This is a genomic window from Acinetobacter sp. 479375 (genome assembly GCF_000581715.1).
GTDB lineage: Bacteria > Pseudomonadota > Gammaproteobacteria > Pseudomonadales > Moraxellaceae > Acinetobacter > Acinetobacter ursingii.
On sequence record NZ_JEZN01000021.1, the window covers coordinates 1 to 20,182 of the forward strand.

Sequence of the window (20,182 nt, forward strand, 5' to 3'; positions counted from 1 at the left end):
GTTAAGCCTGCCGCCAGCGTTCAATCTGAGCCATGATCAAACTCTTCAGTTAAAATCATTTTGCGTCTTTCTTAAAGAACAAGACGCCAATTCTGGCTCATCAATTACTGACAAATTCTCTCAAATAAACTTCGAGTAATTTAAACCAATTAATTAATGATAATATTTCGATCAATCAATTGGTAAAAATCCACACAAGTTGTTCTTCTATTTTCTTAATGATCTATTCCTTACCTCGTCAGTAAGAAATTCAACTCAATACAAATCCTTCAACCTTAACCCTAAAAGCCAAGATCTTCATCGTGTATCGCGTCGGGATGCTGCGTATTCTATACAGTTTTTAAAGCAACGCAAGCCCTGAAAGCATTTATTTTCAATAGATGCACTTTTTTTCAGCAATTTAGCCTTGAGCGTTCAACAAATAAACATAAATTGATTATTCTTCAAACTTGGCATTAAAAAAAGTACATGCAAGCATGTACTTTTAGCATAAATGGAATCTTAGACGTCTTCAGTGAATATGGTAATTACCGCGTACATCAATCACTTCTCGAATCATTTGCTGTCTTCCCATATAACTTTCCCCAAAGAAAAATAGTTTTGCTCGATAAGGTAATCTGGACATGACCATGCTTGATAATTGGTAATTTTCAACAACATCTAATTTATCTAGATAATAATGCGCTAATAAATACTGTTCTTCTTCAATAGCACTAGGATCTGTGTCAAATAAAAAAGTGATAAGCCAGTTGAGGTGTTGTTGATCAAATCCCATGGATAGCTCTCCTCTCGTTGTTTTTATCTACTAAGATGTAGTTTCTATTAGGTAAATATCATTTTTACTGATGAATGCGGGTTTATCTATAATGGTTCGCGAGGACGCTCTCCTTAAACTTAAACATGTCATGAATTTTTTGTTTAATCTATTTATACCGTAGTTTTTTCTGTTGTACAGGATTTATTTGCCTTTTCCCAAAAGAATGCGATTGTGATCATTTTACTGTTTGTTTGACTTATTTTTATGTATTTATGCGGATAAACAAAGTGATACTCACCATAGTTGTACAGCTCATATTCATAATTTAACAAAGCTTGAATTGGAATATAAAGAAAAAGCAGACACGAGGTCTGCTTTAGAAATATCACAAAAATTTTGTACGTATTAGTCAATGAAAGTGACTCGAGCAATGGCTTTTTTGCCTGCTTGTATAATGTAGGTCTGGTTCTCTTTGACAGAGAAATTGGCATCGACCACGTTCCAGTCTACTTTCACGGCGCCACGAGCAACCGCATCTTTAGCTTGAGCTGCATTTTTGGTGAGTCCTGCCAAGCGAAGAATAGAGGCAATAAAAATTTCTCCTCCAAATTCTTCACGAGATATCGTCACTTCTGGCGTATCTTCTGGAATTTCACCTTCAGTAATAATATTACCCGCACCTTTATGCGCATTGGCGGCGGCTTCCGCGCCATGAAAACGCTCCACCAACTCAATCGCCAGAATCTTTTTCAGCTCTTGCGGATTACGACCGTCAGCCATTTCTTTGAGCAGAGCTTGAACCTCATCCATGGATTTAAAGCTGAGTAATTCGAAATATCGCTCAATCAGGGTGTCAGGCATCGATAGGACTTTTTGATACATCGCACCGGGTGCATCAAATACGCCAATATAATTGCCTAACGACTTAGACATTTTATTGACGCCATCCAAACCTTCAAGAATTGGTACCGTAATACACACTTGTGATTCTTGTCCGTAACGGCTTTGTAAGGTACGACCCATCAGCAAGTTGAAGGTTTGGTCTGTTCCACCAAGCTCCACATCTGCTTCAAGTGCAATTGAATCGTAGCCTTGAACCAGTGGATATAAAAATTCGTGAATCGCAATCGGCTGATGGCTGTTATAGCGCTTGGTGAAATCATCACGTTCTAGCATGCGTGAAACCGTTTGCTGACTGGCCAATTGAATCAAATCTGCCGCAGATCGTTGATTAAACCACTCTGAATTAAAACGCACTTTGGTTTTACTGGGATCAAGAATTTTAAAAACCTGTTCCTGATAAGTTTTGGCATTGGCTTCGACCTGTTCACGGGTTAACGGCGGACGTGTCGCACTTTTACCCGTTGGATCGCCAATCATAGCCGTATAGTCACCAATCAAGAAGGTCACTTCATGCCCAAGATCCTGAAAAGTTTTAAGCTTATTGATCAATACGGTATGGCCAAAATGTAAATCTGGCGCAGTTGGATCAAAACCTGCCTTAATTTTTAAAGGACGATTTTCCTTGAGTTTCTTGAGCAGATCCTCTACAGAGATAATTTCATGAGTGCCTCGTTGAATGAGGGCAAGCTGTTCTTCAGCAGGCAAGAAATTTGACATCACAAAACCTAAACACATCAGTTATTCAATTTGTGCGATATACTAACACTTTTTCAGCAGATTGCAGGCGAAGTTAATCATGACATCGATCTATATTGGGGTAATGACCGGTACCAGCATGGATGGGGTCGATTTGGTTGCTGCTTCATTTGATCCTTTACATCTTCATGCCACTTTAACCATTCCTTTTGAACCTGAGTTACGTGATGAGCTGATGGCGCTGACCTTGCCGGACGATAATGAAATTGATCGCATGGGTAAAGCTGATGTCACCCTAGCGAAGTTGATTGGTCATGGGATTAATGAGCTGATTGAAAAAAACCATTTAGATCGCAGTCAAATCAAAGCTATCGGTTCACATGGACAAACCATTCGCCATCGTCCTGAACATGGCTTTACCTTGCAAATTGGCGATCCGAATATCATTACAGAAATTACAAAAATTCCTGTAATTTCAGATTTTAGGCGTCGTGATATGGCCGCTGGCGGGCAAGGTGCGCCCTTGGTTCCTGCATTTCATCAGGCCATTTTTCAACATTCCAGTATTCATCGGGTGATTTTAAACTTAGGCGGCATTGCCAATGTCAGTCTGCTTCCCGCAGGTCGTCCAGAGGATGTTTATGGTTTTGATACAGGCCCTGCCAATATTTTAATGGATGCGTGGTGCGAACGTTATACAGGTCATCCTTATGACGAAAATGGCAATTGGGCAGCCTATGGCCATCCTATTCGCGGGTTATTAGAACGCTTGCAAGCGCATGATTTTTTTTCCAAAGAACCGCCAAAAAGTACGGGCCGTGAAGACTTTAATATCGACTGGCTGGATGATCAACTTGCTGACTGGCGTAATGATGAACTGGAATATGACGAGTTAGAAGATACCCCTGAAAATGTACAGGCAACCTTACTTAAACTCACCACACGCGCGATTAAAAAAGCTATTTATCGCTCTGATCTGGATACAGGTGAAGTCTATGTTTGCGGTGGCGGTGCTTATAATTCACATTTACTGGAACAACTACGCTGGCGTTTGCGCAAACATAATTGGTCGGTGCAGAGTACCAGTGTGCTTGGATTATCGCCGACATGGGTTGAAGCTACGGCGTTTGCATGGCTGTCCATGCGTTTTATGACGCAGCAAAGCGGTAACTTGCCGTCAGTCACTGGTGCAGAAGGATTTCGGGTATTAGGAACCATGACCTGTGTTTAGAAAGGCATGATCCTTTGAGCCCTTTCTAACTAAAAAATCCCCTATTGGGGATTTTTTTATGCATCAAATTTTAGATCGAAAATGAAGAACCACAACCACAAGTCGTGGTTGCATTTGGATTTTGTACCACAAAACGTGAACCTTCCAAACCTTCAAGATAGTCTACTACTGAACCAACCAGATATTGATAGCTTAAAGAATCGACCAACATGGTGACATCACCATTTTCAAACTTGGCATCATCTTCATTGGCACTTTCAGCAAAATTAAAACCGTAAGAAAAACCAGAACAACCACCACCCGTCACGTAAACACGTAACATTAAATCCTGATTCCCTTCGCTGTCACGGAGTTGGCGCACTTTTTTGGCAGCATTATCTGAGATAACAAGAGCTTGGGCATTCATGATGGGGTCCTCAACCTAAATCTGATGTCTTATAAAGAACAAGACCATATACAGTATAACATACACAATATATGGTCAGTTCTGGAAGTTTAAACTTTATTCAGACTATTTGTATCAGGATTATTTATAATTTTCATCCTGCAACGCGCATTCAAAGTTTTTCGGATTTTCCTTACAACGGAATTGCCACAATAGTTTCATCATGCGTTTATCGTAAATGCCTTTTTTGGTCAGGTTTATACGCGATTCACGCATCAACTTTTGATAGCCAGGTTTGTCTGCCTCAGGAACATCCATCCAGTACTTTTGAGGAATATCCGCCTTCATTTTACCTAAAATAGTAAAAGAACGCGGCAACTGGGTTTTAACCCAATCACGTGATTTTTGACCAAATCCCGCAGGGAATTTATCAGGACGAATAATCAGGTTACCTGTGACCTGTAAAATAGGATAATTCACAATTGCACCCTTTGTACCCAAACCTTTATGTAGCTCAAGTGCTTTAAAGGCGGCGGCAGGTGCACCAATGATATCCACCTGATGGTTATTAAATTTTGCACCAAAATTAGTGACATCCGCACTCACCGCTTGCGCACCAATTTGTTGAACCATAATTTTTTGTGCTTCATCGTAATCTAAAACGGCAATTTTTTTACCTGCGGCTTTGGCAACCGTATTGATATTGCGGTCATTGACCAGCAAATACGCATCACCAATTGGAATGACCCCCACCACTTCATATTGACCTTGAGTCATATATTTGGCAAATGTAGGACTTGAAAGACCTTGCATGATCTTCACTGCAAGTTTTAAATCAGGAATGGCGCCAATGGCGTCTAAAGAACCCGTAAATGCATTGAACTGTCGACCGCGTAAGCCTGTGATACTGACGCCATCACATTTACCTGCTTTAAAATCATCCGCAATCACACTTTCATTTTGACTGACTTTAAGCTCGATATCCGCGCCCCAGTTTTTGGCGGCCAATTGATAGTCTTTCATTACACTATAGACATCGCCATTTTTTCCAACCAAGTCAAAAACACAAATGGTTTGTTTTGCTTGTACCCCCATAGATGCCGCCAATAATCCAGCTGTCACTGCGAGAGTTTTTGACCATTTCATATATTTACCTTCCATTATGAGCGTTGTTGTTTTTGTTTGCTGATCATACAGATGCACTCCAGCACCTGATCATGTTTCAATCCCGTTCAATCGATAAGTTCACATGTCGAGTAAATCACGTATCTAAAACCCTTTAGGTTTCAGTTTAAGTCTTCGTGATCACTGATCCATGTGAAGTTATTGTTTAATTTTAGATTATCAACTTTATACACAGTATCAATGGCTGAACTGACAGTATTTTAGAAATAAAAAACTCGGAAATTATTCCGAGTTTTTTAGCAAAATCAATATTATTCGCCAGCCATCGAACATTCAAAATTGGCTTTATCTACTGAACAGCGCGCTTTTTTCAGTACAGACATCATACTAGCATCGTACACACCACGTTTAGTCAAATCGATACGACCATCACGCAGTAGTTTTTGATATTTTAATTTGTCTTCTGGTGTCAAGTTCATCTTGTATTTCGCAGGAATTTGCGCTTCAAGACGGTTGATCATTGCAAAGCTCTTTGGTAATTGCTTCACAAACCAATCACGTGATTTTTGACCAAAATCAGCAGGGAATTTTTCTGGACGAATTACCAAATCAGCAGTGACGTGCAAAACCGGGAAGTTCATCATTGCACCATTGGTACCCAAACCTTTATTTAACTCAAGTGGCTTGTAGGCGTAGGCTGGCGCACCCACCATATCAACCTGACCATTGTTAAATTTTGCAGCAAAGTTAGAAATATCAGATAAAACAGCTTGTGCACCTACACGTTGAACCATGATTTTTTGCGCATCGTCATAACCCAATACCGCAAACTTTTTACCCGCTGCTTTTTCTACCGAGTTAATGCTCTTGTCACGTACAAAAATAAAAGCTGAACCTAATGGTGCAATCCCTGCAACTTCGTATTTTTTACCACCAAGATTCGAAGTTAATTTTGCAGCGTTACGTGCATCTAACACATAAGTAATCGCACGTTGCGCAATCTGGTTATTAGGTACACCACCTAAAGAGTCGATTGAACCAGCAAATTTATTGTATTGACGAGCACGCATTGCAGTCATGGTTACTGCATCACATTTACCTGCTTTAAAATCATTGTCTGCAACAGCTTCGTCCTGACGCGGAACCAACGTAATGTCAGCACCCCAGCCTTTGGCTGCCAATGCCCATTCTTCCATCATTTTATACGACTCGCCTGATTTCCCTAGCAAATCGAATACACATACTGTTGCAGCTTGAGCTGTTACCGAAACACCAGCTAAAGTGGTAGCGGCCAGAGCGAATGCAATTTTTTTCATATTGTTGTTCCTTTGTACATAATTTCCAGTTAGGAGTATCCTTACACGGCAAATATTAATCGGGTTATTTAAAAAAAATAGAGTATTTACTCCACTTTTTGTGGAAAAATGAATATTTATTGTACAAAATCGTGAATGATTTCTTATTTTTAGTAAAATTCAATTAAAGATACATAAATAAAATATTAAAAGATAAAGAGTTTTCTTAAAATTTATTTTTTTAATCGAAAAAGAAAACTCTTTAGGTCATTTTAAGATTTTTTGTTTATTCTCCGCCTAATGAACATTCAAAATTAGTACGCTCTACTGTACAGCGCGCCCGCTTTAATACTGTCATCATATTGGGATCATAAATTCCCTGTTTTGCCAAATCGATACGCCCATCTCGCAATAGTTTTTGATATTTGACTTTTTCCTCATTACTTAAATTAATTTTGTATTTATCTGGGATACCTGCCTCTAAACGGCGTACCATCGCAAAATTTTTCGGTAATTGATTTAGAAACCAATGACGTGATTGTTGACCAAAATTAGTCGGAAATTTATTTTGTCGAATAATCAGATCAGCCGTAATATTTGCGACAGGAAAGTTAATCATCGCCCCATTATTGCCTAAGCCTTTTTGAATTTCGAGAGGTTTATAGGCATAGGCAGGTGCGGGGACAATATCGACTTGTCCGCTGTTAAATCGAGCGACGAAATTGGAAATATCTGAAGCGACAGGAACAGCGCCCACACGCTGACTCATAATTTTTTGGGCTTCATCATAATGCAAGATTGCAATTTTTTTGCCTTTGACACGTTCAAGATTATTAATATTGCGATCACGTACAAATAAATACGCCTGACCAATCTGAACAATTCCCGCTACCTCATATTTATCTCCATCAATCGTAGTGGTTAAACGATGATTATTGCGTTTGTCCAAGACGAAACTAATGGCTTTTTGTGCGATTGAGTTATTTGGAACTGCACCTAATGCATCAACTGAGCCAGCAAATTTATTGTAAGGACGTGCACGCATGGAAGTTATATAAACAGCATCGCACTTGCCTTCGCGAAAATCTTTTTCTGCTTGGGCTTCATCCTGACGCGGTATGAGATTAATATCTGCATTCCATGCTTTGGCCGCCAGCGCCCATTCCTCTAACATTTTGTAGGAGTCACCTGCTTTTCCCAATAAATCAAAAGCACAGACATTAATTTGAGCATGAGCAGTTGTCATCCATCCAGACAACACGGTCGCCCCCAGTATCGAAAGTCCTTTATTCATCATCGCATTCCTTATCCGACTTTTTTGCTTAGTTTTTGTTCTCTATTGATTACTATACTCATTATCTTAAGCCTGACTCAATCAAAAATAGAGCTTTAGCTCTAAAAAAGCGTAAATCCTGCCAGTTTTCTGACGAAATGCATCATTTTTTCGACACAATTCAAGTTTCTGTAAAATAGATAACACTGACTAAAACTTTGTCTTATTTTGCATATCCCTTTAAAATGGTCGCCTTTCTTTATGATGTAGCGTGTTCATTTCCATGATTCAGCTTGACCAGTTTTCAATTCGCCGCGGCGGACGTGTTTTATTTCAAAAAGCATCGATGCAACTGCATCCAGGCTGGAAAATTGGGTTGACTGGCGTCAATGGTGCAGGAAAATCCACTTTATTTTCTGCATTATTGGGGGGAATGGAAGCAGATAGTGGCAGCTTAAGCCGTCCAAATGTATGGACTGTGGCTCACATGGCACAAGAAATTAAAGCCTTAGACATGAAGGCGATTGATTTTGTGCTATCAGGAGATGAAGAGTACTGGACAATTCAGCATCAGCTTGAACATCCAGAACAACTCAGCAATGATGAATTGGCGCATCTGTATAGTCGATTTGATGAAATTAATGGCTATTCTGCCTCAGCCAAAGCTTCACAATTAATGGCAGGGCTGGGGTTTTTTGAACACCAATCTCAACTGGACGTATCCAGTTTCTCAGGGGGTTGGCGGATGCGCCTGAATCTGGCAAGAACCTTGATGAGTCGTTCAGATTTACTGTTGTTGGATGAACCGACTAACCATTTGGATTTAGATGCGATTTTATGGCTGGAAGACTGGCTCAATAGCTATGAAGGCACATTAGTCCTGATTTCACATGACCGTGATTTTTTAGATGCAATTACCGATCATATTTTACATATTGAAAATCAGGAACTCACCCTATATACAGGCAACTATTCGACCTTTGAAACCACCCGTGCCGAACGTTTAGCGCAACAACAACAAGCTTTTGAAAAACAGCAAGAAACTCGCGCGCATTTACAAAAATATATTGATCGATTTAAAGCACAAGCCACCAAAGCACGTCAGGCGCAAAGTCGAATTAAACAACTGGAAAGAATGCAAGAGCTAGCACCTGCGCATGTGGATACGCCGTTTACCTTTAGTTTTCGTGAACCAAGTAAAATGAGTTCACCACTTTTGGCTTTAGAACACGCTGATATTGGCTATGCAAGCAAACTGATTGTGACCAATGTTAATTTACAAATCACCCCGACCAGTCGAATCGGTTTATTGGGGATGAATGGTGCTGGAAAATCAACGCTGATTAAATCTTTAGTGGGGGATCTTCCATTGATTCAGGGGCAACGCTACGCCTCAGAATTACTCAATATTGGTTACTTTGCCCAGCATCAGATGGATGCACTAGATGGCAATGCCAGCCCGATGCTACAACTATCCCGCATTGCCGATAAAAAAATCAGTGATGCGACTCTACGTGCCTTTTTAGGCAGCTTTGGCTTTAGTGGCGAACGCATGGACACGCCAAGTGAAAGCTTTTCTGGGGGCGAACGGGCGCGTTTGGCATTGGCATTAATTGTCTGGCAGCGTCCGAATGTGCTGATTTTGGATGAACCGACCAACCATTTAGATCTAGATATGCGCCATGCCTTAACCATGGCCTTGCAAGATTTTGAAGGCGCGGTGGTGCTGGTTTCACATGAACGTCAGTTAATTGCCAGCGTCTGTGATGAGTTGATTCTAGTTCACAATGGTCATAGTCAAAGTTTTGATGGTGATCTCAATGATTATGCCAACTGGCTACGTCAAGCACGCAACGACATGATCAAAAAAGGCCAGCAACCTGCTGCCCCTGTGATTTCAGAAGTGACTGCCTCACCTACAACCTCGAAACTGGATAAAGAAGCCTTACGTAAAGAAGCTGCTCAACGTCGTGAACAAACCCGACCGATTCGTAAAAATATTGAAAAATGCGAAACTCAGATCGAAAAATTTCAATCACGTTTAGTTGCCATTGAAACATTACTTGCAGATAGCTCACTCTATGAGGCAAATCGTAAGGATGATCTGCTTAAACTCATGAATGAACAAACTGATCTGAAACAAAAACTAGAACAAGCGGAAGAGCAACTTTTGGAACTCATGATGCAATTGGAAGAGCTGGAAAGTTCTTTTGATTAAGATATGCTCTGAGCATTTAAATATTGGGCTGTAGCTTTACAGCCCGACACATTCATTTGCCTAATCTTACAAGTCGACTATTTTTTTCAGTCTTTTAAAAAATATAGCGTTCTCTTTTTATTAAATTTTTACTTTATAAAAAAATTAATTCCTTGATTTTAAATAAAAATATAAATTAACAGACCTCACCAGCAAAGCTTGATCTTTTGATGAAATCGCTATAAAGGCTTACATAAGCACTGCACACCTGTTTTAAAAAACCCTTAGGCTGGATGTTAAGGCACAGCACTGATGCTGTTTTAAGTTTGATTTAATGACTTGCCTGCTTGATACAAAGATCAAGTCAATAACATGAAACATCATGAAATATATGAGGGACAATACTCATGGCAACTATCAATGTACAAGATATTCAACAACATGCCGAAGTCGTCGGTTCAGATCATCAACATGTTGGTACAGTCGATCATTTAGATGGTCAGGACAAGATCAAATTGGCTAAAAATGATCAATCTGCAAATGGTCAGCATCATTATATTCCAACTCAATGGGTACAACAGATTCAGGGTAATCAGGTAGTACTCAATAAAACAGCAGATCAAGTTTTCCAACAGTGGCAATAACAGGTTCAGGGAAGTCAGGTTGAATAAGGACATTCAAAAAAAACAGGCGCTTTTTGCGCCTGTTTTTCTATATGAATTTTTACAGATTAAGCATCAATATCTGCATTCAATGCATTTTCTTCAATAAAGGCACGACGTGGTTCGACATCATCGCCCATCAAGCAACTAAACATACGATCTGCTTCAATCGCATCATCGATGGTGACTTGCAGCATATTGCGGTTTTCAGGATCCATGGTCGTTTCCCAAAGCTGCTCTGCATTCATCTCACCCAAACCTTTATAACGCTGGATCATCATCCCACGGCGTGAATCCTGCAAAATTTGCTGCCAGACCTGATGGAAATTATTCACATTAATCTTGCGCTCGCCTTTTTGCAAATACGCGCCTTCTTCAAGCAACTTAAACCAGCTCTTGGAGTTTTTCAGTAAACGGGCATATTCAGCCGAATTCAGCAAGCCTGCATCTAACAAGTAATGGTGCGGCAAGTTATGCACATAAACTGTCACACGAGGCCAGCAGTGAATCGATTTTTCACCTGTCGGTATTTCACGCTCAAAGCTTTCTAAACTAATCTCTGGACGTAAACTTGGCTGCAACTTTTCAATGGTTGCGCGTAATTGTTCAGCCCATTGTTCCACATAAGGACGATCCTGACTTTGATCTGCCTTAAACGGTTCAACTTCAAGCAAAGCATCGAGCAAACTTGCAGGATAACGCTGAGTCAGACGCTGTAAGCTTTTTTGCGAGACTTGATAATCTTCAATGACTTTGGCCAAAGCTTCGCCATTGATTGCAGGGGCATCGGCACTAATATGCAATTCCAGATCATCAATGGCATTGGAGATCAGGAAGCTTTCTAAGGCCTCATTATCCTTGATATAGAGCTCTTGCTTGCCTTTTTTCAGCTTATACAACGGCGGTTGTGCAATATAAATATGACCGCGCTCGACCAGTTCTGGCATTTGACGGAAGAAGAAGGTCAATAATAAAGTTCGGATATGTGAACCATCGACATCCGCATCGGTCATAATGATGATTTTATGATAACGCAATTTATCAGGATTATATTCTTCACGCCCAATTCCACAACCCAATGCGGTAATCAGTGTGCCGACTTCCTGACTAGAAATCATCTTGTCAAAACGCGCACGTTCCACGTTCAGAATTTTACCTTTCAGCGGTAAAATCGCCTGCATTTTACGGTTACGACCTTGCTTGGCACTACCACCCGCGGAGTCACCCTCGACCAGATACAATTCTGACAAAGCAGGATCTTTTTCCTGACAATCGGCCAATTTACCCGGTAAACCTGCAATATCCAGCGCACTCTTGCGACGCGTCATTTCGCGGGCTTTACGCGCGGCATCACGGGCACGTGCGGCATCAATAATCTTGCCTGCAATGGATTTGGCTGCCTGAGGATTTTCCAGCAAATAGGCTGAAAATTCTTTATTCATCGCCTGTTCTACCGCAGGTTTGACTTCACTCGACACCAATTTTTCTTTGGTTTGTGAAGAAAACTTCGGATCTGGGACTTTGACTGAAATAATCGCGGTTAAACCTTCACGCGCATCATCACCCGTAACGGCAACTTTTTCTTTTTTCAGTAAGCTTTCATTTTCCATGTAGCTGTTTAAGCCACGAGTCAGTGCTGCACGGAAACCAGCCAAATGCGTTCCACCATCTTTTTGCGGAATATTATTGGTAAAGCAGCGTACATTTTCCTGATAGCTATCATTCCACTGCAATGCCACTTCAACACCAATGCCGTTATCAGCATCCACGGTAAAGTGAAAGATGTCATTCAGATGAGTTTTGCCTTCGTTAATGTATTTTACAAACTCAGACAAACCACCTTCATAGTTGTAAATGTGTTCCAGATTAATCCGTTCATCACGTAAAATAATCTTCACACCCGCATTTAAGAATGAAAGTTCACGCAAACGACGCGCCAAAATCTCCACATGAAAAATAGTTTGACTAAAAGTCAATTCACTTGGCCAGAAACGTACCGTGGTCCCTGTGCTATCCGTTTCACCGACCACACGTAATTTGTATTGTGGATCACCATGATGATATTCCTGCTCATGGATTTGACCCGCACGATGAATCGTCAGTTGCAATTTGCTGGAGAGTGCGTTGACCACGGACACCCCCACACCATGCAGACCACCTGAAACCTTATAACTATTGTCATCAAACTTACCACCCGCATGTAGGATAGTTAGAATCACTTCTGCAGCAGAAACACCCTCTTCTGGATGAATATCAGTTGGGATACCACGACCATTATCTGAAACACTGACCGACTCATCTTCATGAATCGTGACAATAATCTCATCACAATGACCTGCCAAGGCTTCATCGATTGCATTATCAACCACCTCAAAAACCATGTGGTGCAAGCCTGTCCCATCATCTGTATCACCAATATACATGCCTGGACGCTTACGCACTGCATCCAAACCACGTAATACCTTGATACTAGAGGAATCATATGCCTTTTCGTTTGATTGTTCTGTTGGAGAGGCAGATTGAGACTCTGAACTCATGGTTTCTCCCTAGCAAATTTATGGATCAATCCCCAGTGGGGAAAAAATCAAATGGGGACAGCCCGAACCTGACCATGTTCCACGTTGAACAATTGATAAGATACAGCCAGATCCTGTAGGTGATGTTGTACCGCTTGTTGATCTAAAGTGGTCATAAAAACCTGACTACCTAACTGGCTTAATCGTTCAATTAATCGCCGCTGTGCGGCATGGTCTAATTCTGCTGTCAAATCATCTAATAATACCACAGTTTCCTTATTACTCGCATGTAACATTGCAATCTGTGATAGTTTTAAAGCCATCATCAGGAGCTTTTTTTGCCCACGTGACAGCACATCATCCGCATCGCCCAATGGCGTTTTTAAACGCAAATCGGCACGATGAGGACCATATTCGGTATATCGCCGTTCAACATCTTTGGCATGATATTGAATCAGATCATTGAACAATCCATGCTCTTGGTGAAAACCCGCCTGATAATCTAATTCAATACGCAGCTCAGGTAACAATTGCTGTAAATCCTGCTGCAAAAAAACCTGCCATTGCTCGATCATCAATGAGCGCTGGTTATGCAACATCTCTCCATAAGCTGCCAGAAGTTTGTTCCAGGGTTCCAACTCTGCCAGTGAAATCTGGCGAGAATGCTTCAGCAAGCTGTTGCGTTGTTTCAGCGCTCTGGAATATTGCTGCCAAGTGGTATAAAACTCAGGTTCCACGTGAAACATGAGCCAATCCAGCATTTGTCGTCGTGGTTTGGCACCATGATCTAAAATATCGGTACTTTGTGGGTCGATATGTTGTAAAGGCAACAGTTTGGCCAATTGTCCCTGCGTCGCCACAGGATCACCATTCACTTTAATCAACTGCTCGCCTGTGGCTAGTTTACGCATTCCCACTTTTTCAACGGCAGATTGAGCAAATACAATCGCGTCTTGTGCGCCATGCTGAATATAATGCTTGGGCGTATAAGTTCGAAAAGAACGTCCAGTCGAAAGCAGATGGATGGCTTCAAGCACTGAGGTTTTACCCGAACCATTGGCGCCGTAAAAAACGTTAAACGGCTGCAACCCAGACAGTGCAACCGTTTTTAAATTGCGCACACGCTCGATATTTAAACGTGTTATATGCATAATCGGATCAGTTCTTTAGACACGCATTGGCATCACAACATAAGTTTGATCGGTATGTGTCGGATCCTGTAACAACACGGATTGATTGGCTTCAGTCATGGTCATACTGACGTCATCACCATCCAACACATTCAATACATCCAGTAAATACTGTGCATTGAATGACATTTCCATTGAGGTATTTTGATATTGAATGGCTAAATCTTCAATCGCCTCATCCTGTTCAGGATTATTGGCACGTAGTTGTAATACATCAGGATTAAAGTTTAAGAACACACCACGTAATTTTTCATTGCTCAGAATCGCGACACGTTGCAAAGACTGCTTAAACACATCATGCGCAATTTGAGCCAGTTTATCGCCACCACGTGGAATCACACGGCGATAATCTGGGAATTTACCATCAATCAACTTGGTGGTAAAACGAACGGTAATATCACCTTGTTCTTTATCACGACTTGGTGTTGTAATCGTCACATTGAGCAATTCTCGTCCAATCAATAACCGTAATTGCTCATCTTCGATACTCAGTAAACGCTGTAATTCGCCCACGGCTTTACGCGGTACAATAGCTTGCACCAGTTGAGTCGCATTGGATGAAGCCAAAACTTCACACAAAGCTAAACGATGACCATCAGTCGTCACTGCACGAAGTTGATTTTCATCAATTTCCAGTAAAGTTCCAGTCAGATAAAAACGCACATCCTGAACTGCCATCGCAAAGGCTGTTTTTTCAAACAAACGTTTAAGTTCACGTTGCGTGACCTGAACCTGTGTGCCCTGACTATTTTCAGTATTCAGCAAAGGATAATCTTCTGCGGGTAAGGTCCCTAGCACAAAACGACTATTGCCTGATTTTAAAATACAACGCTGGTCTTCTGTAATTTGCAGATCAATCAATGCCGCTGTAGGCAATGATTTGCAGATATCCATCAATTTACGTGCAGGCGCGGTCGTTTCACCAGATTGCAAACAAGCACCCTCAGCCAACGTCGTACTGGCTACCAGCTCCACTTCCAGATCAGAACCAGTAATGGTCAAAGCCTGATCAGTGGCCTGAATTTTAACGTTTGAAAGAATATTTAAGGTATGACGACGCTCCACCGCACCTACAACATGAGACAGAACATTGACTAAACTTTCTTTAGCGATTTTCAAACGCACAATTCATTCCTCTAACAACTGAAAGCCATTATTTCATTTTTTAGCAGTGTACTATGCGGGAGTTGATACGACTTTGCAACTGCCCTGATGCTTAACTTTGCAGTAAGCGCAACAAGTTTTTATAGTCTTCATTAAAGATCGGATCTTCATCTTTTAAACTTTGTACTTTTTCACAGGCATGCATGACCGTACTATGGTCACGCCCACCAAAAGCCATGCCAATTTCAGGAAAACTATCACCTGTAAGCTCACGTGCCAAGCCCATCGCCAATTGTCTTGGTCGCGCATAAATACGAGTACGTTTTGGCCCGATCAACTCTTTTAGTGGAATACGGAAATATTCACTGACCACGCGCTGAATATTTTCGACACTAATGGTTCGCGCGCGAATGGCTAGCACATCTTTTAATGATTCTCGAACCACATCTAAATCAATTTGCGATCCCTTAAAACGGGCAATCGCCACCACTTTATTTAAAGCGCCTTCAAGTTCACGGACATTGGCCACCACTTGCTGGGCAATGAATAGAGCGCAATTACGCGGCAAATCAACGCCACTGTTTTCAGCTTTTTTTAGTAAAATTTCGATACGGGTTTCGATATCAGGTGGTTCTACACCCACAGAAAGTCCCCACGAAAAACGCGAGACCAAACGTGGATCAAGTTCCGTTAATTCTTTAGGATAGCGATCTGAAGTGAGAATAATTTGTTTGGATTCATCCAACAAGGCATTAAACGTATAAAAGAACTCAACCAGACTGGCTTCTTTACCTGCCAACAAATGAATATCATCAACTAACAATAAATCTAATGAACGACAATTTTTCTTAAATTCTTCGACTTTGCCTTTTTGTAAAGAAGAGACAAAATCCTGAACAAAACTTTCGGCAGTCATATACATGACCCGCGCATTGGGCTTGGCTTGTAATAATGCATTGCCAACTGCTTGCATTAAGTGCGTTTTACCTAAACCTGTCGGTCCATATAAAAATAAGGGATTATGCTGCGAGGCTCCCAGTTGGGTTAAAACCTTACGACAAGTTTCAGCCGCCATTTGGTTAGAACGACCTTCAACAAAAAGTGAAAAAGTAAATAAAGGATTGAGTAAACGTTTTTTTGAATTTAAATTTTTAGCTGTGGCTGTCGATGCTACCTCAGCAACTTCTTTTTTTACTCGAGTCGGTGCTGCCACCGTATTTAAGGCAGCTGTAGTGGTTGCTGGCTGTTCCGTTGGGGATAAAATCGCGCCAGGACGTGAATCCACTAAAATATCCACCTGACGAACACGACCTTCTGATAACTGCTCCGCCAGAATTGAGATCAATTCCAGATGATGTTCCTGAATATAACGTGTCCAATATGGATTTGGCGCATATAAACGTAAGGTATCCTCCGCTTCCTCAGCAACCAGAGGGCGGATCCACATCGCAAAGACATTATCAGAGAGCTCTTGTCGCAAGCGATTTAAGCAGTCTGTCCACAGCATGTGATTCCCCTATCTCTTTTTAAATTCAAAAAATAAACTGCCCTTCCAAAAGAAAGGGTCGCCATTCTAACCAAGTTATCCACATCTGTCATGAACGAAACCATCATGTTTGTTCAAAAAGAATCCTTTCGCGCTTTAAATTTAAATTCAAAGCGCTTGTGGATAAGTTTCACCATAAGCTGGGGATAGTTTTATAAGATGAGTTATCCACAATTTATAAGTTTTATAAAAACACAGTTATTCACAACTCAACAAACTGATTTTTAAATTTAAATCATCACTTTCCACAGAAAAAACGCGCCCTAATAAGAATAAATTTAAATTTTAAAATTTGAATTTATTTAATAGCGTCTCACTCGCTGTGGATAATTTAGCGATTTATGAATTTAAATTCAAATGCGCAACGCAATCACCAAATTCATCCTAAGCTTGTTGATAAACATGAGAATAAGCTGTGGGTATATAAAAAACAAGAATAAATTTAATAGATTAGATTGTGTATAAATTTTGTAGGCTTATTTCTAGAGAAAGACAGAATAAATCTAAGGGTTTTCAAAAAATACTGAATAAAATGTAAACTTTTTGATTTTTCATTGACAGTAGGGTCGTTGCACCATAAAATCGCGAACCTTTACAGAAAGATCATATTTTGGGAGTTTCGATATGAAACGTACTTTTCAGCCCTCTGAACTAAAACGTAAACGTGTTCATGGTTTCCGCGCTCGTATGGCAACTAAAGCTGGTCGTCAAGTATTGGCTCGCCGTCGTGCTAAAGGTCGTCATAGCCTAACTGTTTAATTTATTTAAATCGTTATTACTACACGATCGGGTGTTATGGCACTTTATAGCTTCGGTACAAATGTACGCTTACATTGTGCTGCTGATTTTAAAAGTGTGTTTGATGGTGCGCTTTTTAAAGTGCATCAACCCCATTTTTTATTTTTGGCAAAACCTTCTGAACAGCCTAAAAGCCGTTTAGGATTGGTTGTTGCCAAAAAAAAAGTGCGCCGTGCGCATGAAAGAAATCGAATAAAACGACTTGCACGTGAAAGCTTTCGTTTGCATCAACAACAATTAGCACTGATTGATATTGTGGTTATGCCTAAACTTGGCATTGAAACCGTATCTAATGCTGATCTGACTCAGCAACTTCAATTGGCTTGGCGTAAGTTAAATCGTCTTGCACACAAGCATCAAAACACCATCTCTCCCTCAATTGAAAAATAGAGATGACCAATGGTATCTATCCTGCATTGGTTGATTCGATTTTATCAAATTGCCTTGAGTCCTTTGCTCGGACCGCGTTGTCGCTATATACCCACCTGTTCGCAATATGCGCTGGAAGCTGTTCATCGCTATGGTGCAATCAAAGGTAGTTGGTTGGCGGTGAATCGTGTCTGTCGATGTCATCCCTGGGGAGGGAGTGGGTATGATCCTGTACCTGCTAAAGCAATTCGTTTTATTTCATTTCAGCAAATAGATTCTCAAAAGCCTCACGTTGCTGTACCCTTTCGTGAGCGTTTATTAAACCAAAATCACTTTAACCACTTGGGATAATTGATATGCAACAATGGGCCAGGTTTGCGATTCTCGGAGCCATGTTTGTCACCGCATATTTGCTTATCTTGGCTTGGCAAAAAGATTATGGTCATAGCACTACTTCTAATCAACCAGCGCCTGCCGCTGTGGTTGAATCTCATGAAGTGTCTGCCGACCTGCCAAATAGCCAAGCTACTGCGACATCAACAGATGTGCCACAAGCAAATATTGCGACGCAACAAGTTACAGATGCGACAGCACCTGTGAATCAACAGCTTATTTCAGTACAAACTGACCTCTATCACCTTTGGATTAATCCTAAAGGTGGCGATATTGTGCGTATTGAATTACTCAATCATGATAAAGACAAAAACAGTGACCAGCCTTTTGTCATGCTGGAAAGCGATGCGAAGCGGACCTATGTGGCACAATCTGGTTTAATTGGATTGAATGGCCCAGACAGTAGTCGCCAAGGTCGTCCACAGTATGAAGTTGAAAAAACAGCTTATACATTAGCGGATGCCAAGGATAGCCAAAACAAAGACGGTAAAGCGGAAAAAGTTCTGACGGTCCCGATGGTTTACAAAACGGCTGATGGTGTTGAAATTATCAAGCGTTTTACCTTTAAACAGGGCGATTATCCAGTTCAGGTGAGCTATCAGGTCGTGAACCGTAGCGCGCAAAACTGGCAAGGTCAAATGTTTGGGCAGATCAAGCGCGATAACTCAGAAGATCCGGGTAAATCTGATCAAGGTATCTTTACCTTGGGGACTTTCCTTGGGGGTGCATGGGGAACGCCTGATGAGCATTACAACAAGCTAAAATTTGCTAATTTCTCTGATGAAAAACTAAATGTGGATGCCAAAGGCGGCTGGGTCGCGATGGTGCAACATTATTTCGTTAGTGCGTGGATTCCAGGTCATTTTGGTGATCAGGCTTATACCGCCAAGTTAGAGTCGCGTAAATCTGCCGATAATATGAATATCATTGGCTTCACTTCTCCGACCATCAATGTGCCTGCTGGCAAAACCATGACGGTCGATGCGACGTTCTATTCTGGGCCAAAAATCCAGTCTGAATTGAAAGATCTCGCGGTTGGTTTGAATCAAACCGTTGACTATGGTTGGTTGTGGCCAATTGCTAAACTGTTGTTCCTCGGTTTGCAATTTTTCCATAGCATCGTAGGAAACTGGGGCTGGTCAATTATTCTTTTGACGATTGTGGTGAAATTGATTCTGTGGCCTTTATCTTCAAAAAGCTACCGTTCAATGGCCAAGATGCGTGTGATTGCACCTGAAATGCAACGTATGAAAGAAGAGTTTGGCGAAGACCGTATGCGTTTCTCTCAGGAAATGATGGCGCTTTACAAACGTGAACAGGTCAATCCACTTTCAGGCTGTTTACCGCTATTGCTGCAAATGCCAATTTTCCTAGCCTTGTATTGGGTCTTGATGGAAAGTGTGGAATTGCGTCATGCACCGTGGATGCTTTGGATTCAGGATTTATCTGCAATGGATCCATGGTTTATCTTGCCGTTGTTGATGGGCGCAACCATGTTTATCCAGCAAATGCTAAACCCGCAACCTGCCGATCCAATGCAGGCCAAAGTGTTCCGCATTATGCCAATCATTTTCACCGTATTTATGTTGTTCTTCCCGTCAGGTCTGGTGTTGTACTGGATCGTGAACAACAGTATTACGATTCTTCAGCAATGGTTTATTAATAAAAACGTTGCGAAAAATCGTCCAGCTGCACCAGAAGTAAGTTCTTAACTGACTTTCTGACTCATAAGAGCTGATAAA

The 20,182-nt window shown here is 41.1% G+C and carries 17 protein-coding genes; 7 read left to right on the forward strand and 10 right to left on the reverse strand.

Annotated elements, in window-relative coordinates; translation table 11 throughout:
- Window positions 1–511 precede the first annotated feature (511 nt).
- A complete protein-coding gene (locus tag J500_RS13745) occupies window positions 512–775 on the reverse strand; it encodes a hypothetical protein (protein WP_004994615.1) in 264 nt (87 codons plus the stop codon).
- Between the two features lie 387 nt (window positions 776–1,162).
- Entirely contained in the window at window positions 1,163–2,395 is a 1,233-nt protein-coding gene (gene tyrS / locus J500_RS13750) for a tyrosine--tRNA ligase (RefSeq protein WP_125625198.1), read from the reverse strand.
- Between the two features lie 61 nt (window positions 2,396–2,456).
- Here tyrS and J500_RS13755 point away from each other — a divergent pair, with 61 nt between their 5' ends.
- Complete coding sequence (locus J500_RS13755) at window positions 2,457–3,587, forward strand: anhydro-N-acetylmuramic acid kinase (RefSeq protein WP_004994609.1); 1,131 nt, start codon at window positions 2,457–2,459, stop codon at window positions 3,585–3,587.
- A 70-nt stretch (window positions 3,588–3,657) separates the two neighbouring features.
- Here J500_RS13755 and erpA read toward each other — a convergent pair whose 3' ends face one another.
- The 4 genes from erpA to J500_RS13775 all read right to left on the reverse strand — a co-directional run bounded on the left by erpA (window position 3,658) and on the right by J500_RS13775 (window position 7,686).
- Complete coding sequence (gene erpA, locus J500_RS13760; RefSeq protein ID WP_004986186.1) at window positions 3,658–3,993, reverse strand: iron-sulfur cluster insertion protein ErpA; 336 nt, start codon at window positions 3,991–3,993, stop codon at window positions 3,658–3,660.
- A gap of 120 nt (window positions 3,994–4,113) precedes the next feature.
- Complete coding sequence (locus tag J500_RS13765) at window positions 4,114–5,118, reverse strand: putative solute-binding protein (RefSeq protein ID WP_004986189.1); 1,005 nt, start codon at window positions 5,116–5,118, stop codon at window positions 4,114–4,116.
- Between the two features lie 290 nt (window positions 5,119–5,408).
- Window positions 5,409–6,413 carry a putative solute-binding protein gene (locus J500_RS13770; protein ID WP_004994605.1) on the reverse strand — a complete coding sequence of 335 codons (1,005 nt, stop codon included), beginning with the start codon at window positions 6,411–6,413 and terminating at the stop codon, window positions 5,409–5,411.
- A gap of 265 nt (window positions 6,414–6,678) precedes the next feature.
- A complete protein-coding gene (locus tag J500_RS13775; RefSeq protein ID WP_010588977.1) occupies window positions 6,679–7,686 on the reverse strand; it encodes a putative solute-binding protein in 1,008 nt (335 codons plus the stop codon).
- Between the two features lie 262 nt (window positions 7,687–7,948).
- Here J500_RS13775 and J500_RS13780 point away from each other — a divergent pair, with 262 nt between their 5' ends.
- Both J500_RS13780 and J500_RS13785 read left to right on the forward strand, forming a co-directional pair.
- A complete protein-coding gene (locus tag J500_RS13780; RefSeq protein ID WP_004986195.1) occupies window positions 7,949–9,883 on the forward strand; it encodes an ATP-binding cassette domain-containing protein in 1,935 nt (644 codons plus the stop codon).
- A 386-nt stretch (window positions 9,884–10,269) separates the two neighbouring features.
- Window positions 10,270–10,506, forward strand: a complete 237-nt coding sequence (locus J500_RS13785) for a DUF2171 domain-containing protein (protein ID WP_004986196.1) — start codon at window positions 10,270–10,272, stop codon at window positions 10,504–10,506.
- Window positions 10,507–10,592: 86 nt separating this feature from the next.
- Here the strand turns inward: J500_RS13785 and gyrB are convergent, their stop codons facing one another.
- From gyrB to dnaA, 4 genes are all read right to left on the reverse strand, one after another.
- On the reverse strand, window positions 10,593–13,061 hold the full coding sequence (gyrB, locus tag J500_RS13790) for a DNA topoisomerase (ATP-hydrolyzing) subunit B (protein WP_004986198.1): 2,469 nt from the start codon (window positions 13,059–13,061) through the stop codon (window positions 10,593–10,595).
- A gap of 47 nt (window positions 13,062–13,108) precedes the next feature.
- Entirely contained in the window at window positions 13,109–14,191 is a 1,083-nt protein-coding gene (gene recF / locus J500_RS13795; protein WP_004986200.1) for a DNA replication/repair protein RecF, read from the reverse strand.
- A 15-nt stretch (window positions 14,192–14,206) separates the two neighbouring features.
- A complete protein-coding gene (gene dnaN, locus J500_RS17740) occupies window positions 14,207–15,355 on the reverse strand; it encodes a DNA polymerase III subunit beta (RefSeq protein WP_004986202.1) in 1,149 nt (382 codons plus the stop codon).
- A 91-nt stretch (window positions 15,356–15,446) separates the two neighbouring features.
- Window positions 15,447–16,841, reverse strand: a complete 1,395-nt coding sequence (dnaA, locus tag J500_RS13805) for a chromosomal replication initiator protein DnaA (protein WP_004986203.1) — start codon at window positions 16,839–16,841, stop codon at window positions 15,447–15,449.
- 663 nt (window positions 16,842–17,504) lie between these two features.
- On the opposite strand from dnaA, the gene rpmH reads away from it, so the two are divergent.
- Genes rpmH through yidC form a run of 4 tightly spaced genes read left to right on the forward strand, consistent with a single transcriptional unit; the run spans window position 17,505 to window position 20,152 of the window.
- Complete coding sequence (gene rpmH, locus J500_RS13810; protein WP_000831329.1) at window positions 17,505–17,639, forward strand: 50S ribosomal protein L34; 135 nt, start codon at window positions 17,505–17,507, stop codon at window positions 17,637–17,639.
- A gap of 36 nt (window positions 17,640–17,675) precedes the next feature.
- On the forward strand, window positions 17,676–18,068 hold the full coding sequence (gene rnpA / locus J500_RS13815; RefSeq protein ID WP_004986204.1) for a ribonuclease P protein component: 393 nt from the start codon (window positions 17,676–17,678) through the stop codon (window positions 18,066–18,068).
- A 9-nt stretch (window positions 18,069–18,077) separates the two neighbouring features.
- Window positions 18,078–18,398, forward strand: a complete 321-nt coding sequence (gene yidD, locus J500_RS13820; protein WP_004986206.1) for a membrane protein insertion efficiency factor YidD — start codon at window positions 18,078–18,080, stop codon at window positions 18,396–18,398.
- 5 nt (window positions 18,399–18,403) lie between these two features.
- The gene (gene yidC / locus J500_RS13825; RefSeq protein WP_004986209.1) at window positions 18,404–20,152 is read left to right on the forward strand and encodes a membrane protein insertase YidC; all 1,749 of its coding nucleotides are present in this window, start codon (window positions 18,404–18,406) and stop codon (window positions 20,150–20,152) included.
- Window positions 20,153–20,182: the final 30 nt, after the last annotated feature.